Source organism: Pseudomonas rhizozeae, from assembly GCF_031583775.1.
Classification (GTDB): Bacteria; Pseudomonadota; Gammaproteobacteria; order Pseudomonadales; family Pseudomonadaceae; genus Aquipseudomonas.
The window spans coordinates 95,636-112,452 of the sequence record NZ_JAVLSB010000045.1 but is presented as its reverse complement, the minus strand read 5'-3'; the positions used below and the strand labels follow the sequence as shown (position 1 = coordinate 112,452).

Genomic DNA, 16,817 nt, shown 5'->3' with positions numbered 1-16,817 from the left:
GTTATAAGGTGCCGACGGTCCCGGGGGCGAACGCCGCGTCAACCGGGGCAATGCCGTTGACCAGCGGCGCACCGAATTCGGCCTGGCTGATCTCGAAGACGTCGCCGGGCTGAGTACGAATGCCGTCCGCGAAGGACAACGTGGCGGTGCCGAAGAAGTGGATGTGCACATCCCCCGGCCGCAGGAATTGGCTGTATTTGAAATGGTGGTACTCGAGGTTTTCCAGGCTGTGGCACATGTTGGCCTCACCCGTGAGGAACTCGCTCTGCCAGAGCACTTCACCGTCACGCAGGATACGCGTACTGCCGGACAAGTGCTGGGGCAATTCACCGACCCGCAGCTCCGGGCCGTAACTGCAACTGCGCAGTTTCGAGTGCGCCAGGTACAGATAGTTCTTACGCTCCATCACATGGTCGGAGAACTCATTGCCCACCGCGAACCCCAGGCGATACGGTTTGCCGTCATGGCCGATGACGTACAGGCCGCTCAGTTCGGGCTCTTCACCGGCATCTTCGGCAAACAGCGGCACCGGGAACGGCTGCCCCGGTCGCACCACAATGCTGCCGTCGCCCTTGTAGAACCATTCCGGTTGCACACCGGCCTGCCCCGCCGCCGGTTTACCGCCCTCCATGCCCCATTTGAAAATGCGCATGGTGTCGGTCATTGCTGCTTCGTCGTTGCCGTGCTGGTGCATCTTGTCCCGCGCCGAAGCGCTGCCCAGGTGCGTCAGGCCGGTGCCGCTGACCAACAGGTGCGCCGGGTCCGGGTGATCCAGCGGCGGCAGGATGCGCACCTCGGCAAGCAACTGCGCGTAGTCATGGCTGATGCCCAGGCCCAGCGTCTCAACCTGCTGTTGCAGACCAACGCCGGCCTCGATCGCCGCCAGCGCCAGCTCACGCACCGTGCGCGCTTCCTGCACTTCCCGCACCAGACCGTCCTCGACCACGCCGACACGGCGCTCGCCATTGAGCAATTCGAACTGAACTAAACGCATGATTTTCTCCTGTAAACAGTCTTGAAGTCGGCACCGCCCACTGTGGGAGCGGGCCTGCCCGCGAAGAGGCCATCACATCCAACATCTTGGTTGACTGACACTCTGCCTTCGCTAGCAGGCTCGCTCCCACAAGGTTTTGCGTAATGTTTCAAGTACGGGTCGCGCCCCGCGCACTGGCCGCAAACTGCTCCGTCGGCAGCACATGTTTGCGCTCCAGCAAGCGGTAGACCACGCCGGTCAGCACCAGGCCAAACACCATCACCGCGCTGAGGAAGTACAGGCCCGACGCAAGATTGCCGGTGTATTCCTTCAATGCGCCGATCACAAACGGACCGATGTAACCGCCGAGGTTGCCGACCGAGTTGATCAAGGCAATCCCCGCCGCCGCACTGGCGCCGGCAAAGAAACGCCCCGGCAGGGTCCAGAACACCGCGGTGCAGGAAAACAGCGCGAACGCCACCAGGCACAGCGCAGCCAGTTGCAGTACCGGCACCGTCAGCCAGGCGCTGAGAAACAGACCGATTGCGCCGAGCACATAGAGCACGGCGAGGTGGCCGTAGCGGTCATTCAAGCGGTCGGAGCTGCGCGGGATGATCAGCAGGCCAATGATGCCGAAGATGTACGGCACCGACGACACGAAACCGGTCACCAGGTCGGTGCCGCCGAATTGCTTGATCAGCGTCGGCAACCACAGGCCCAGGCCATAGATGCTCAGGGTCACCGGCAGGTAGAACAGCGCCAGGAGCAACACCCGTTTGTCTTTCAAGGCGTGCAGCGGATTACCGTGGCGGGTCTGGCCGTATTCCTGCAGGTCCTTTTTCAGCTCGCCGCTGAGCCAGTCCTTTTCTGCCTGGTCCATCCACTTCACCTGTTGCGGGCCGTCCGGCAACCAGCGCAGCACCGGCCAGGTCAGCAGGATCGCCGGGGTGCCGATGACGATGAACAGCCATTGCCAGCCGTGCAGGCCGAGGATGCCGTCCATGCCTAGCAAGCCGCCGGAGACCGGACCGGTGATCAGCATGGCGATCGGTTGCGAGAGGATGAACAGGCCAAGGATCTTGCCGCGATGGCGCACCGGGAACCACTGGGTGATGTAGTACAGCACGCCCGGGAAGAACCCGGCTTCGGCGGCACCCAGTAAAAAGCGCATCACATAGAAACTGTGCGGCCCCTGGACGAAGGCCATGCCGATGGTGATCGCACCCCAAGTGACCATGATCCGCGCGAACCAGCGCCGCGCGCCAAAGCGTTCGAGCATCAGGTTGCTGGGGATTTCCAACAGGAAGTAACCAATGAAGAACAGCCCGGCGCCGAGGCCGTAGGCGGCGTCACCGATGCCGATGTCGGCGCCCATGTGCAGCTTGGCGAAGCCAACGGCGGAGCGATCCACATAGGCGATCAAGTACAGCAGGATCAGGAAGGGAATCAGTTTCAGCGTGATGCGACGAATAAGCCGCAGTTCCTGGCTCATGAGATCGGTCTCCGATTGTTGTTGTTATAGAACCTCGGGAGCCGCCTCTCGCGAGAATCGCCAGGGCCAGCCCTCCGTTGAAAAGGACTATATAGTAATACTAATTACCCAACAACACTTCCAAACGGCGGAAATTGAGCTTATGTTACGCCTTAGCTCGAACCATATAGTCATACAATAAGAGAATCGATCATGTCTGATAAGAAACCCAACCTGCGCTCGGCCCAATGGTTTGGCACCGCCGACAAAAACGGCTTCATGTACCGCAGCTGGATGAAGAATCAGGGCATCGCCGACCACCAGTTCCACGGCAAGCCGATCATCGGCATCTGCAATACCTGGTCGGAACTGACCCCGTGCAACGCGCATTTCCGCCAGATTGCCGAGCACGTCAAGCGCGGGGTGATCGAGGCTGGCGGCTGGCCAGTCGAGTTTCCGGTGTTCTCCAACGGTGAATCGAACCTGCGCCCCACCGCCATGTTCACCCGCAACTTGACCAGCATGGACGTCGAAGAAGCTATCCGTGGCAACCCGATCGACGGCGTGGTGCTGCTCACCGGTTGCGACAAAACCACCCCTGCATTGCTGATGGGCGCCGCCAGTTGCGACGTGCCGGCGATCGTGGTCACCGGCGGACCGATGCTCAACGGCAAGCACAAGGGCCAGGACATTGGCTCCGGCACCGTGGTCTGGCAGCTCAGCGAACAAGTCAAGGCTGGCACCATTACGATTGACGATTTCCTCGCGGCCGAGGGCGGCATGTCCCGCTCGGCTGGCACCTGCAACACCATGGGCACTGCGTCGACCATGGCCTGCATGGCCGAAGCCCTGGGCACCTCGCTGCCGCACAACGCGGCGATTCCGGCGGTTGATGCCCGGCGTTATGTGTTGGCGCACATGTCCGGCATGCGAGCAGTGGAGATGGTTCGTGAAGACTTGAAGCTGTCGAAGATCCTGACCAAGGAAGCCTTCGAAAACGCCATTCGCGTCAACGCCGCCATCGGTGGTTCGACCAACGCCGTGATCCACTTGAAAGCCATCGCCGGACGCATTGGCGTCGACCTTGAACTGGACGACTGGACCCGCATCGGCCGAGGCATGCCGACCATTGTCGACCTGCAGCCGTCCGGGCGTTTCCTGATGGAAGAGTTCTACTACGCGGGCGGCTTGCCGGCAGTGTTGCGGCGTCTGGGCGAAGCCAACCTGATTCCGCACCCGAACGCCCTCACGGTCAACGGCAAGACCCTCGGCGAGAACACCAAGGACGCGCCCATCTACGGCCAGGACGAAGTGATCCGCACGCTCGACAACCCGATCCGCGCCGACGGCGGCATCTGTGTGTTGCGCGGCAACCTGGCACCTCTCGGCGCGGTGCTCAAGCCGTCCGCCGCCACCGCCGAACTGATGCAGCATCGCGGCCGCGCGGTGGTGTTCGAGAACTTCGACATGTACAAGGCACGGATCAACGACCCGGAACTGGACGTCGATGCCAACTCGATCCTGGTCATGAAAAACTGCGGACCCAAGGGTTACCCGGGCATGGCGGAAGTCGGCAACATGGGCCTGCCGGCCAAACTGCTGGCCCAGGGCGTGACCGACATGGTGCGGATTTCCGACGCACGCATGAGCGGCACCGCATATGGCACCGTGGTGCTGCACGTCGCCCCGGAAGCTGCAGCCGGCGGTCCGTTGGCCGCCGTGAAGGAAGGTGACTGGATCGAACTCGACTGCGCCAGCGGCCGTCTGCACCTGGACATCTCCGACGCTGAATTGGCCGCGCGCATGGCGGACCTGCAACCGCCGCAACAACTGCTGCTCGGGGGTTATCGTCAGTTGTACATCGACCATGTGTTGCAGGCGGATCAGGGCTGCGACTTTGACTTCCTGGTCGGCTGCCGTGGGGCGGAGGTGCCGCGGCACTCGCACTGACCCGCGCCCTGCACAACCTGTGGCGAGGGAGCTTGCTCCCGCTGGGGTGCGAAGCACCCCCCAATGGGCTACTGCCAGTATCGGTGACGATGCGGCAGCTTATTGGCGACTGCTGCGCAGTCGAGCGGGAGCAAGCTCCCTCGCCACACCCCTCCGACCTGCAGACTGATGCACTCCCCTCGTGCCTGCTATCATGCGCCACCCCCATCGCACAGGATCGCGCCGCGCCCCATGGACTACCGCAAACCCTCCGACCGCAAAAGCATGCATTCGCGCATCGTCCAGGAACTGGGCATGCAGATCGTCTCCGGCCGCTTCAAGCCCGACGACAAACTGCCCGCCGAAGCCTTGCTGTGCGAGGAGTACGCGGTCAGCCGCCCGGTATTGCGCGAAGCCACTCGGGTACTGGTGGCCAAGGGACTGGTGTATTCCCGACCGCGCGTGGGCACGGTGGTCAAGCCGCGTCGCGACTGGCACATGCTCGACCCGGATGTGCTGCACTGGCTGATGCAAAGCAGCCCGCAAAACGAATTCTTCGGCCTGCTCACCAGTGTGCGCAGCATCATTGAGCCTGCCGCTGCGGCCCTCGCCGCGCAGTACGCTACCGACGAGGATATCGCCTCGATCGCCGAAGCCTACCAGCGCATGGAAGCCGCACCGACGCCCGAGGCGTTGCTGCAACCTGACCTCGACTTCCACAGCCGCATCGCCGACGCGACCCACAACGACCTGCTGGCGAACCTGTGCAACATGCTCTCGGTGGCCATCGGCGAAGCCTTGAAACACTCCAACCAGCGGCCGAACCTGCACGAATTGGCCATGCCGCGGCACAAGGCGATTTTAACCGCCATCGAAAACCGCGATGCCCTCGGCGCGCGGCACGCGACCCTGGTGCAACTGGATGACGCGCGCAGTGCGCTGGATGTGGTGCTGGGCAGCGACCTTGGCAACGGCCATTGAAGTAACCCGTTCAGCGTTAATCAAAAAAGGTGCGGTACATAATTACCGCACCTTCTTTTTATCCTCGACTTAAGGTTTAAGACTCAACCATGCAAAGGATTGCATCATGTCGTTACCTGCCTCATCGCCGGCCGCCCCTGTGCCGGGCGAGATCATTGCGCGCAGTATCCGCGAGCGTTTCAGCGGTCGTCCGACCTTGCGCTCGGTCACGGCCCGTCTGCTCAAGGACGCGCTGCTGGAAAAATACCCGCCGCTGGATTTCGATCCCCACCTGACCCGCATCGGCCAACCGCTACCAGAGGGTGGCTGGCGCCTCACGCTGCTGCTGGATGTGGTGCTCAGCTACTTGGCCAGCGGCGTAGCACCGGCACTCAGCGAACAATTCGGCCGGCCATGTTTTCTCACCAATCAGCCACCGACACATCTAAGGCTGGAGAGCAGCAGCCATCGCGAGCCAGACATGCAAGTGATCGCCGAGCTGATTCGTGAGTTGCCGGCGGTGGTGTTTGTCGACTTTCAGGAAGCACTCAGCGAGTTCTGGAACGAATCCGCCAGCACTGGGGAAACGCGCTGGCGATGGCTGGGCGACTTGCTCGCCGGCATCCTGAAAACCGCCGCCGTGCGGCACGCCGCTGTTAACCCGGTGCACGCCGAGATACTCACCGAGCTATGCCGGCAACCGGATAAACAGCAACGACTCGAGGCCCCTTGGGCTGAAGGCGTAATCCAGGCCTGCACGCTGCAAACCACCCTGAGCGTGGGCAAGCGCTCGATCAACCTGCAAAGTCCCGACATTTTGCTGATCAGCGATGGCGCTGTATTGCTGTGCAGTGTCACGGGCGGAATCGAACCCTTCCCTTCGCTGGAGGCGTTTGGCCTGGCCTGGGCAGCACGCTTCGAGCAAGCCTTCGTTGCCGACGCGATCACCTGGAAGCGCTATGAACCGGAGGGAAACATCTTCGACACCCAGGCCGCGCTGCTGCTGAGTCAGCAACTGGAAGGGCTGGCGGCGCTGAAGCTCCCGGCCCGCCAGGGTCTTGCGCAGCTGGAGCAACGTTGCGATGCCATCACCGACGTCGCAGCGCCGTTCACGAAGCCCGCCGTGGATACACAAAACCCCCTGAGTCTGCAGCTCCTCGCGGCCAGTCTCCCGCCATGGCTGCAAGGCGCCGAGGCGGCTGATCGCATGGCGTATCGCAAGCACCTGCTGACACTGGCGGGCATCAAGCAACGGACCGGTGGCCGCACCTTCCAGACCGGCATCGACGACCTGCATACCTTCACTAGAAAAGCCCTGCACCGACAGATGCTCGAGGACCAACCCCTAGCCCCCGGTTACGACGCCGATCAGCTCGAATTGACCTTCCATGTGCCCGTCGGCGACCTGGGCAGCGGTTTCCTCGAACCGGTCAAAATGTCGCTGACACAATTGGCGATCAAGAACCTTGCCGGTCGCCCCAGGGGCCGGGTGACCATCCGGCATACCGGCGGGCAATTGATTCAGGCCTGGACCACCGAGGCGTACCTGCTGGATCTGGTGCGCCGGGTCGACGTCGGCACTCAGTACCCGGAACTGATTCGCCGCGAGTTGTTAGCGGACACCGCCGAAGCCCGGGAGCGGGCGAGATTGTTTGGCCTGGAATTATCCGTGCGTTTGCCCCTGCTGGCGCTTGAACAATCGATCAAGGCCGAGCATGGCTTTACTCGCCAAGGCTACCGCTATATCGATGCCTTAATGCACAGCACGCAGGCCGAGCGAAGGGTCGATGAACAGGCCGTCGTCATTCGTCCGCTCGGTTTTATAAGAAAAGCTCAGGCAGACGCTGACCTGGTCAGCAACATGTTCATCATAGAACCACGGGAGCTCAAGGCGGATGGCCCGCGCATTCTCTATCGCCCCCTGTATTCGCCGGCACTGCAGCAGTTTCCACATCGACAGGCCTTGCTCGACGCCATCGCCCAATCGGGCGACCTGCAAACCAGTGTGCTGACCTGGCTGCCCGACCGCGCCCGACCCGTGTATGCCAACAACGGTTTCAACGAACCGCACATTGTGCATTTTCATCCCGGAGACGAATTTTCGCCGCCGACGAAACCGCTGCCGGCGACGCTGGCGGGGGATGAAACCGCTCGCGAATGGCTCACGTCACTGCAAGCAGGGCGTTTGCTGGCCCAATTGTTCGACAGCAATGCCAAGGCGCTAGTCGAACAGGCGGATCGACAAGCCGTTTCCAACGCCGAGAGCCGCTGGGCAACCCTCCTGGAAGGTGGCTGGCTGATCTTCAACAACCTGATCCTGCCCATGTTGCGCGGTCCTGCGATGCTGACAGGCTGGATGCTGCAGCTCACCCACAGCCTGATCCAGGACTTGCCAGCACTGGACAGCGACAACACCACGGCGCGGGAACAGGCTTGGGTTGATGTGCTGTTGAACCTGGGGCTGGTCCTGCTGCATGTTGCGCAGAACCACAGCGAGGCCGCGCCATTGCCCCGCCTTATCGAAGAACAGACCTCGACAGATCCTCTCGCCCCGCTCCGCCGATCTGTTACACGGGCCTTTTCCATCGCAGCGGCAAAAGTCACCGAGGCGACACCGGGGTTGCCCTTCGAACCGCCAGGCAGTGGCCATACCTTGCTCGACTTCAACCTGTCGGTGGCACGCGATTCCACTTCCGCCCGGCTGTTCGAAAAACTGCGAGCGGTGCGCGTGCCATGGCCATCGCCACTGCCGGAACCGCTGGCCATCGGCCCGTTCCGAGGTTTGTACCGGATTAACGATAAATGGCACGCCAGCGTCGCCGGTCTGCTGTTTCGTGTGCAGATCGTACCGGGCTTCGGCGAAGTCTTTGTAGTGCATCCTGAGCACCCGGACCATCCCGGTATCAAGCTCAAGACCGATGGCCGAGGCACATGGTTGCTGGACCAGGGCCTTAAACTGGTGGGCGGCGGCCGCAAAAGCCGGATCGCCGCCGAAAAGGAAAAACGTCGCCAGCGCATCGAAGAGTTGAAGCTGCAATCCATCGAGTTTTTCGCTCAGCAGGAGCAAGTACAAAAACGCGTCGATATTGCTGAGAATCTAAGGGTCCTCAAACACAACAGCGCCAGCAGCACGCCACAGGAACGGAGCGCTTTCAGGCAACGTTACCTGGTGGAACTGGAGAAGCAGACGGACAATTACACCACGCTGATTGCCGGCACCCGGGAAGTCAGCGTGCTGACAGATCTGCCGCTGGACCTGTCGTTGCTCAGCGGCCTGCTCGGCAACCTCGTGAGGAACCTGCGTAAACGGGTGGTCATGGCCGATCTGGAGCGTGGCGCCGTCAGCCTGGAGTACAGCGAGTTTCTAGGTGGCCCGCAGGCTATCCAAGATGCCCTGACCGCCGAGGGCGACGTCGTGGTGAATCGCTACTTTGAATTCACCGAGAAAGTTCGAGACATCAACGATACCCAGATCAACGCGTATGAAGAGATTGACCGTCGTATCGAAGAGCTCAGACTCATTCCCGTATTCGGCGCGAAAACCCTGGAAGCGCTGAACAGTGGCAGGCCGGAAAATGAACTGACTGCGCTGAGGGTCAAGGTTTACCAACTGACGATCCTGCGCATATTGAGTGTCACGGGTTTCGACTCCGAGGTGATCAGCGCCTTGGAGTCCATTGTCGATCCATTGCAAATCCTGTCGCGATCACACGCTGAACTCCAAACAACGCTCGGTTACGAACGCAGTGACCGGATCGCCGTACTCGATAACCTGGTGGAGCGGTATAAAAATGCCCAGGCGGCGCTCGGTGCTATCTGGGTGTTCAATGCCGATAAACTGCAATTACCGGCGTTCAATCGACTGCGGATCATCATTGATCAGCTATGCGGCGATGCCGAGCAACGCATGGCGGAGGAAATCCAGCAAATTGCCGCTGAACAAGGCACTGACCGGGATGACAATTCATCTCAGGTACCGGGCACCTCCAAAAGCACGCCCAAGAAAAAAAGCAAATCCCCCGCCCGCGGCAAACGGGTGATCAAGACAGCCAAAGGCACGTTAATCGGTGAGCTGCGCCCACGGCAGGCCAATCAGGTCGGGGATATCGTCGACATCAACGCACCGATGGATGACAAGGCGCTGCTCTCCTTTCATGAACACGCGCCCGATGTCTGGGTGGAGATCGTCGACGCCACAGTACCGGCCTCACGCCCACCGTCGATACCGCTTCCACAGCTCAGGGGCGATGCCCGCAAAGCGCTGGCAAAAGCCGAGGAACAAGCACGCAAAATAGAGGGCTACGCGCAAGGCGGGAGCTCGCCACGGGACATCGAAGAGCAAATGCAGCGCGAGGCACAAAAGCTCATTCACTATGCCGACAGCCTCGACAAACACCAGGACGCTTCACCGGCCGTTGAAAAAGATGCCGCCCTGATCAGCGATCTGAGAGACAAGGCGCAGGCATTGGAGGACCAAGCCAGGCAATTGCGCACTCGGCTGACGCTGGCGCAGATGCCCACCAGCGTCGGCGTGCGGTTCTTGCTGCGCCATCAGGCGCTGTACGTGAAACCCATCGGACAGCGGGTGCAGTTGAAAACCGGACGGAGGGACTTCATGCAGGAATATGCCCTGTTCAGCCGCGACGATCAGGTGTTGTGGTATGCCCACTTCCACTATGGCGCGCTGGCCGACGATAAGACCTCGTTCACCACAGCGCATCTGAAAACGATTCCACAACGCTTCGAGACCTACGAATCAGCGTTGGCCAAGGCGAAGGACCCGGCACAGAAGATCCAGATCTACCACGGCGTCATTGATCAGCAACTGGCGGGCGAGTATTTCCTGCCAGTAGCGCCCAGCGAATCCTGATCAATACCCATGAAAAAGCCGCAACCCGGCGGGGGTTGCGGCTTGAGGGGTCGCAACGTGTTCTAGTGAGCGAACAACGAATTGCCCTTCTGCCCCGCCAGCTTTTCCGGCTTGATCAGGAAACGGGCCAGCGCAGGCAGCAGCCACAGTGCGCCAAACATGTTCCACAGCAACATGAAGGTCAGCATCAGGCCCATGTCGGCCTGGAACTTAATGGCCGAGAAGATCCAGGTGCAGACGCCGATCGCCAGGCACAGACCGGTGAATAGCACTGCCTTACCAGTGGATTTCAGGGTCTGATAGTAAGCCTCTTGCAAAGGCAGCCCGGCACGCAGGAAGGTTTCGAGTCGGCTATAGATGTAGATGCCGTAATCCACGCCAATCCCCACGCCGAGCGCCACCACCGGCAGAGTCGCTACCTTCACGCCAATACCCATGAACGCCATCAGCGCGTTGCCCAGCACCGAGGTCAGTACCAGCGGCAGCACAATGCACAAGGTCGCCGCCCATGAGCGGAAGGTGATCATGCACATGGTCGCCACGCAGATGTACACCAGGATCAGGATGATCAGCTCCGATTCCTTGATCACTTCGTTGGTGGCGGCCTCGATCCCGGCGTTACCGGCAGCGAGGATGAATTCCAGGCCGTCCTTGTTGTTCTCCTTGGCGAACTCCTGCACCGCGTGCACCGCGCGATCAAGAGTCTCGGCCTTGTGGTCGTTGAGGAACACCAGCACCGGCGCCAGCGAGCAACTGTTGTTGTACAGGCCATCGGCGCGAGCGATAGAGTTGTTCAGCACGTCCGGGTTACGGGACAGGGTTTCCCATTTCAAGTTGCCTTCGTTCATGCCCTTAATCATCTGTTTGGACACGGTCACCAGCGAGATCGCAGACTGCACGCCCTCGGTGTTCTGCATCTTCCACATCAGTTCATCGATCGGCCCCATGGCTTCGTAGCGCGAGCAGCCCTCGGCCTTGGTCTTGACCATCACCACCAGCACGTCGGAGCTGGTGGAGTAGTTGCTGATGATGAAGTTGTTGTCCTTGTTGTAGCGCGAATCCGGGCGCAGTTCCGGCGCGCCTTGGTCAAGGTCACCGATCTTCAGGTTCTGGCTGTACCAGAGGCCGCCACCAAAGGCGATCAGTGCGAGGATGATCGAGACCGGCGCCACTTTGGCGCTGGCGAAGTTCGACAGGTAACGCCAGAACGGGTGCTCGCGGGTCGCGTCTTTTTTGCTGATCTCTACCGCACGCTTGCTGATGCCGACATAGGAAATTGCCACCGGGAGGAGGATCAGGTTGGTAAACACAATCACCGCCACGCCGATCGACGCGCCGATGGCCAGCTCACGGATCACCCCGATGTCGATAATCAACAGCGTGATGAAACCTACAGCGTCGGCGAGGATGGCGATCATCCCCGGCAGGAACAGTTGCCGGAAGGTGCGCCGCGCTGCGGTCAGGGCGTTGTCGGCCTCACTGGATTGCAGGGCGATGCCGTTGATTTTCTGTACGCCGTGGGAAATACCAATGGCGAAGATCAGGAACGGCACCAGCATCGAATAGGGGTCGAGCCCGAAGCCGAAGAAGTGCATCAGCCCCAATTGCCAGACCACCGCCACCAGCGTGGTACTCAACACCGCCACGGTGCTGCGCATGCAGTGGGTGAACCAATACAGCAGGATCAGGGTAATGACGAAGGCCACACCGAAGAACATCACCACCATCACCAGGCCGTCGATCAGGTCGCCGACTTTCTTGGCGAAACCGACAATGTGGATCTGCACGTTAGGGTTCTGTTTTTCGAACTTGTCGCGGATCTTGTCTTCCAGTTCATGGGAAAACTTGCGGTAGTCCAGGGCCAGCAACTTGCCCTGGTCTTCCGGGTCCGGGTAGGACTCAAGCAACGGAATATCGACGATGCTCGACTTGAAGTCGTTGGCCACCAGCCGCCCGACCTGGCCGGACTTGAGCACGTTGTTGCGCAGCAGATCGAGGCTTTGTTGCGAGCCGTTGTAACTCTGCGGAATCACTTCACCGCCGGCGAAGCCCTCCTCCGTCACTTCGGTCCAGCGCACGCTCGGGCTCCACAACGACTTCAGGCCGGAGCGATCGACACCAGAAATGTAGAACACTTCGTCGTTGATCTGGCGCAGGGTCTCCATGTATTCCTTGGAGAAGATATCGCCGTCGGTGGCTTCGACGGAAATGCGCACGGTGTTGCCGAGGTTGGCCAGGTCGTTGCGGTGCTCCATCATTTTTTCAATGAAGGGGTGCTTGAGCGGGATCATCTTCTCGAAGCTGGTGGACGGACGGATCAGCGTCGCTTGCCAGAACAGGAAGATACTCACCAGCAAACAAATGACGATCACTGCCGGGCGGTTGTTGAAAATCAGGCGTTCGAGAAACGTCGCCTTGTCTTGATGATGACTGCTCATGGATGTCATAGACCCGCCTTCTTATTATTTGACCGGCTTGGCGCTCAGCTCGGCGCCGTTTGGCGAAGTGGCGCGAACGCCGCCCTGTCCTGCCAGAATCAAGTTGCCATTCCCTGCGGCCGTCACCGCCGAGACCGAAATGCGGTCCGGGCGGTTGAACACGGTGAAGGTCTCGCCGTCATCTTTGCTGCTGATCACGCTGCCGCCGTTGCCGACGATCACGATGGTGCCATCGGCGAGCAAGGTGCCGCCGGACAAGCCAAACTCCAGCGCACCCCGGGCGGCTTGCAACTCAACCGGCTCCCAGGTGCTGCCGAAATCGGTGGAGCGGAACAGATTGCCGCGCAGTCCATAGGCCAACAGGGTGTTGGGCTGGGCAGTGCCGATCACGCCGAACAGCGAACCTTCGTACGGTCCTTCGAGCTTCTCCCAGGTTTCGCCGCCATCGGCGGAGCGGAACATGCTGCCCTGCTCGCCGACGATGAACAACCCGGCGTCTTTGACCGAGGCGATGGCATTGAGGTGGTATTGGTCTTCGTTGTCGAGGCGGTCGCTGGCATCTTCCCAGTGCTTGCCACCGTCGGTGGTCGCCAGCAGTGCGCCATAGGCGCCCACGGCGAAGCCACTGTTGGCGTCCTGGAACCAGACGTCGAGCAGCGGAGCTTCACGGGTAAGGTCTTCGAATTGCTTGGTCCATGTGACGCCGCCGTCTTGGCTGGCGAGGATCTGTGCGTCGTGGCCAACGGCCCAGCCGTGCTTATCATCGACGAAGAACACCGACGTCAGCAGTGCGCGGGTCGGGACTTTGGCTTGGGTCCAGGTCTGGCCCTGGTCGTCGGAATACAGTATGTGCCCACGGTCACCCACGGCAATCAACCGCGCCCCGGCGTGCACCACATCGAGCATCAGGCTTTTGCTGGCCTTGGCCGATTCAACAGAGAACACGATATCGGATGCCGGCGCATCGACCGCCAGCACAGGTGCCGACAACACCGCAGAGCCCAACAGCGAGAGCGCTGTAGCCAGCAACGCGAATCTGCGTAACGCCGGCGGGCGGCAAACAACCACACCCATGACAGGCTCACTCATAGACCTTCCCCCATTTATTATTGTTAGGTCATTCAACCTTTCAGGGCGCCGCAAGGGTGCTCATCGAGATTGCCTGTTCCAGAGCATAGTCCTGAAATGCGCAATCTAGAGCCCCTTCGGAAGCTGGCTTATCCTATCGGCCTTTCCAAAGGTCTGACAATCAACGCCACGTTATCTTTTGTTAACTGATGGCAGAAGGCTGGTGGGTGAATGGAGGGGTATTCGGAGGGGTGATGGGGGGCGGAGATCCAGTGAGCTCGCTTGTGCACGAAGTGGGGACATCTTTCAGGGCTTGGTTACTTGACATAGCGCTTTCGCGAGCAGGCTCGCTCCCACATTAGGCAGGGTGTACACCTGAAATTGCGCGCAGCCGTTACCGAAGCAACGGATCTGCACGCAAGCAATCAATCAATCAAAGAATCAAGCAAGGCTCTTGCTAACCACCTCAAACACATCACTCGACAACTGCCCCGAAGCGCGAATCCGCTCCAGCTCAGCCTTCATCAACCCCTGCCGCGCAGTGTCATACTTGCGCCAGCGAGTCAGCGGCGCCAGCTGCCGCGAGGCAATCTGCGGATTGAACCCGTTCAGCTCAATCACCAGATCCGCCAGGAACCGATACCCGGAACCATCGGCCGCATGGAAGTTGATCAGGTTCTGCCCGGCAAACGCACCGACCAGCGCCCGCACCTTGTTCGGGTTCTTGATGTTGAACGCCGGGTGCTGCATTAACTCACGCACGCGCTCCAGACCACCGGGCAATGGGCTGCCCGCCTGGACGCTGAACCATTGATCCATGACCAGCGGGTTGTCCTTGAAGTGCTCGGCGAAGCTGGCCAGGGCCGTGGCTTTCTGCTCGTCGAACGGCGAATTCACCAGCACCGCCAAAGCGGTCAGGCGTTCGGTCATGTTGTCGCACGTCTCGAACTGCTCCAGGGTCGCCGCCAGCACTTCCGGTTTGCCGCTGAGCATCAGGTACGACAGCGCAATGTTCTGCAACGCACGACGGGCAAAATGCTCGGCTTCGGCCACGTAAGGGGTTTGCTTGGACAGGTCACGATTAGCCTGGTAACGCAGCCACAGCGCTTCGAACAGACCTTCCGAAAGTTGCTTGCGGGCAAACTCGCGGGCGATGTGAATCGCTTCGACGTCGGCCACTTCGCTGATTTCCGTCAGGTAAGCCTCACCCGGCAGCGACAGCATCTCGGCGACCATCGCCTGGTCGAGGGTTTCGTCCGAAAGCACGGTGCGCAAGGCAGTGACCAGTCGCGGATCCATGACCAGACGCTCGCCCTGTTGCTGCTGGACGATCAATTCTTGCAACACCTGCACCGACAACTGCTGGCCGGCGTCCCAACGGTTGAAGCCGTCGCTGTCGTGCTGCATGAGGAACATCAACTGGTCGCGGTTGTACGGAAAGCTGAGTTTCACCGGCGCGGAGAAACCGCGCAGCAGCGATGGCAGCGGCTGTTCGGCGATGTCGACGAAGGTGAAGGTTTGTTCGGCTTCAGTTACCGACATCACCCGCGACGTGCCTTGGGCCGACGCTTCGCCGGACAGGCGCAAGTCGATTGCCGCGCCCTGCGGGTCCAGCAGGCCCAATTCCACGGGAATCACGAACGGCAGTTTTTCCACCTTGTCCGGGGTTTCCGGGCAGCTTTGGCGGAAGGTCAGGCTGTAGGTTTTGGCTGCCGCGTCGTAGGACTCGCTCACCGCCAGACGTGGGGTGCCGGCCTGGCTGTACCAGCGCTTGAACTGGCTGAGGTCGGCGCCGTTGGCGTCTTCCATGGCCTTGATGAAGTCGTCGCAGGTCACCGCTTGGCCGTCGTGGCGATCGAAGTACAGGTCGCTGCCCTTGCGGAAGCCTTCGGCGCCGAGCAAGGTGCGGATCATGCCGACCACTTCCGAGCCCTTTTCGTACACGGTCAGGGTGTAGAAGTTGGAAATCTCGATAAAGCTGTCCGGGCGCACGGCGTGGGCCATCGGGCCGGCGTCTTCGGCAAACTGGTGGGTGCGCAGGTACGCCACGTCCTGGATACGCTTGACCGTGGCCGAGTTCATGTCCGAGGAGAAACCAGCATCGCGGAACACCGTGAAGCCTTCCTTGAGCGACAACTGGAACCAGTCGCGGCAGGTCACGCGGTTGCCCGACCAGTTATGGAAGTATTCGTGGGCCACGATCGCCTCGACCCGCTGGTGCGCGGCGTCGGTCGCGGTTTCGGCGCGGGCCAGCACAGCGCTGGAGTTAAAGATATTGAGGCCCTTGTTCTCCATGGCGCCCATGTTGAAATCGTTGACCGCGACGATCATGAAGATGTCCAGGTCGTACTCGCGACCGTAGGCCTCTTCGTCCCAGCGCATGGATTTCTTCAGGCTGTTCATGGCGTGCTGGCACTTGTCGATGTTTTCCGGCTCGACGTAAATGCGCAGCGCCACGGTGCGCTGACTCATGGTGGTGAACGTGTCTTCGACGCACCACAAATCACCGGCCACCAGCGCGAACAGGTAGGCCGGTTTCTTGAACGGGTCTTCCCAGGTCGCCCAGTGCCGGCCATCTTCGCCGGGGCCGCTGGCAATCGGGTTGCCGTTGGACAGCAGCACCGGATAGCTGTGTTGCTCGGCAACCACGGTGGTGGTGAAGGTGCTCATCACATCCGGGCGGTCGAGGTAATAGGTGATCTTGCGGAAACCTTCGGCCTCGCACTGCGTGCAGAACATGGTGCCGGACTTGTACAGGCCTTCCAGCGCGGTGTTGGTTTCCGGGTGGATCTTCACGCTGGTGTCGACCGTGAAGGTGTTGCTGGTCGGGTGCAGGGTCAGGTGGTTTTCATCCAACTGGTAATCGGCTTCGGTCAGCTCGACATCGGCCAGGGTCACCGACAGCAATTCCAGCTGCTGGCCGTCGAACACCAGCGGTGGCAGGCCGGGGCCGCGCTCCGGGTTGCGGCGCATCACCAGTTGCGCATGGACCAGGCTGTGATCCTCGAACAACTCGAAGGTCAGGTGCGTCTCGTCGATCAGGTACTCAGGCGCCTGATAGTCCTTCAGGTAAATCATCTTCGGTTGTTCGGTGCGCATGCTGGAGTC

At 60.7% G+C, this 16,817-nt stretch carries 8 protein-coding genes; 3 read left to right on the top strand and 5 right to left on the bottom strand.

The annotated features are described in order from the left end of the window. Nucleotide 1: 1 nt before the first annotated feature. Together araD1 and RG836_RS14925 are read right to left on the bottom strand one after the other, a co-directional pair. Nucleotides 2-994, bottom strand: coding sequence for an AraD1 family protein (gene araD1 / locus RG836_RS14930; RefSeq protein ID WP_310846798.1), 993 nt, complete (start codon nucleotides 992-994; stop codon nucleotides 2-4). 148 nt (nucleotides 995-1,142) lie between these two features. Beyond that, entirely contained in the window at nucleotides 1,143-2,465 is a 1,323-nt protein-coding gene (locus RG836_RS14925) for an MFS transporter (RefSeq protein ID WP_310846796.1), read from the bottom strand. Between the two features lie 192 nt (nucleotides 2,466-2,657). Here RG836_RS14925 and RG836_RS14920 point away from each other — a divergent pair, with 192 nt between their 5' ends. The 3 genes from RG836_RS14920 (at nucleotide 2,658) to RG836_RS14910 (ending at nucleotide 10,203) form a co-directional block, all read left to right on the top strand. Further along, on the top strand, nucleotides 2,658-4,394 hold the full coding sequence (locus RG836_RS14920; protein ID WP_310846793.1) for an IlvD/Edd family dehydratase: 1,737 nt from the start codon (nucleotides 2,658-2,660) through the stop codon (nucleotides 4,392-4,394). Nucleotides 4,395-4,625: 231 nt separating this feature from the next. Then, the gene (locus RG836_RS14915; protein WP_310846792.1) at nucleotides 4,626-5,354 is read left to right on the top strand and encodes a FadR/GntR family transcriptional regulator; all 729 of its coding nucleotides are present in this window, start codon (nucleotides 4,626-4,628) and stop codon (nucleotides 5,352-5,354) included. Between the two features lie 106 nt (nucleotides 5,355-5,460). Further along, nucleotides 5,461-10,203, top strand: a complete 4,743-nt coding sequence (locus RG836_RS14910) for a dermonecrotic toxin domain-containing protein (RefSeq protein ID WP_310846790.1) — start codon at nucleotides 5,461-5,463, stop codon at nucleotides 10,201-10,203. Between the two features lie 62 nt (nucleotides 10,204-10,265). Here the strand turns inward: RG836_RS14910 and RG836_RS14905 are convergent, their stop codons facing one another. The 3 genes from RG836_RS14905 to pepN all read right to left on the bottom strand — a co-directional run bounded on the left by RG836_RS14905 (nucleotide 10,266) and on the right by pepN (nucleotide 16,808). Then, the gene (locus RG836_RS14905; protein ID WP_409078086.1) at nucleotides 10,266-12,641 is read right to left on the bottom strand and encodes an efflux RND transporter permease subunit; all 2,376 of its coding nucleotides are present in this window, start codon (nucleotides 12,639-12,641) and stop codon (nucleotides 10,266-10,268) included. A 24-nt stretch (nucleotides 12,642-12,665) separates the two neighbouring features. Next, entirely contained in the window at nucleotides 12,666-13,730 is a 1,065-nt protein-coding gene (locus RG836_RS14900; RefSeq protein WP_310846787.1) for a WD40/YVTN/BNR-like repeat-containing protein, read from the bottom strand. A 420-nt stretch (nucleotides 13,731-14,150) separates the two neighbouring features. Continuing rightward, nucleotides 14,151-16,808 carry an aminopeptidase N gene (gene pepN / locus RG836_RS14895; protein WP_310846784.1) on the bottom strand — a complete coding sequence of 886 codons (2,658 nt, stop codon included), beginning with the start codon at nucleotides 16,806-16,808 and terminating at the stop codon, nucleotides 14,151-14,153. Nucleotides 16,809-16,817: the final 9 nt, after the last annotated feature.

What these genes read in the sequence shown, in the direction of transcription:
- RG836_RS14920 (WP_310846793.1), top strand. Translation starts at nt 2,658, where the DNA reads ATGTCTGATAAGAAACCCAACCTGCGCTCGGCCCAATGGTTTGGCACC.
- RG836_RS14925 (WP_310846796.1), bottom strand. Translation starts at nt 2,465, where the DNA reads ATGAGCCAGGAACTGCGGCTTATTCGTCGCATCACGCTGAAACTGATT.
- RG836_RS14905 (WP_409078086.1), bottom strand. Translation starts at nt 12,641, where the DNA reads ATGAGCAGTCATCATCAAGACAAGGCGACGTTTCTCGAACGCCTGATT.
- RG836_RS14900 (WP_310846787.1), bottom strand. Translation starts at nt 13,730, where the DNA reads ATGAGTGAGCCTGTCATGGGTGTGGTTGTTTGCCGCCCGCCGGCGTTA.
- RG836_RS14915 (WP_310846792.1), top strand. Translation starts at nt 4,626, where the DNA reads ATGGACTACCGCAAACCCTCCGACCGCAAAAGCATGCATTCGCGCATC.
- pepN (WP_310846784.1), bottom strand. Translation starts at nt 16,808, where the DNA reads ATGCGCACCGAACAACCGAAGATGATTTACCTGAAGGACTATCAGGCG.
- RG836_RS14910 (WP_310846790.1), top strand. Translation starts at nt 5,461, where the DNA reads ATGTCGTTACCTGCCTCATCGCCGGCCGCCCCTGTGCCGGGCGAGATC.
- araD1 (WP_310846798.1), bottom strand. Translation starts at nt 994, where the DNA reads ATGCGTTTAGTTCAGTTCGAATTGCTCAATGGCGAGCGCCGTGTCGGC.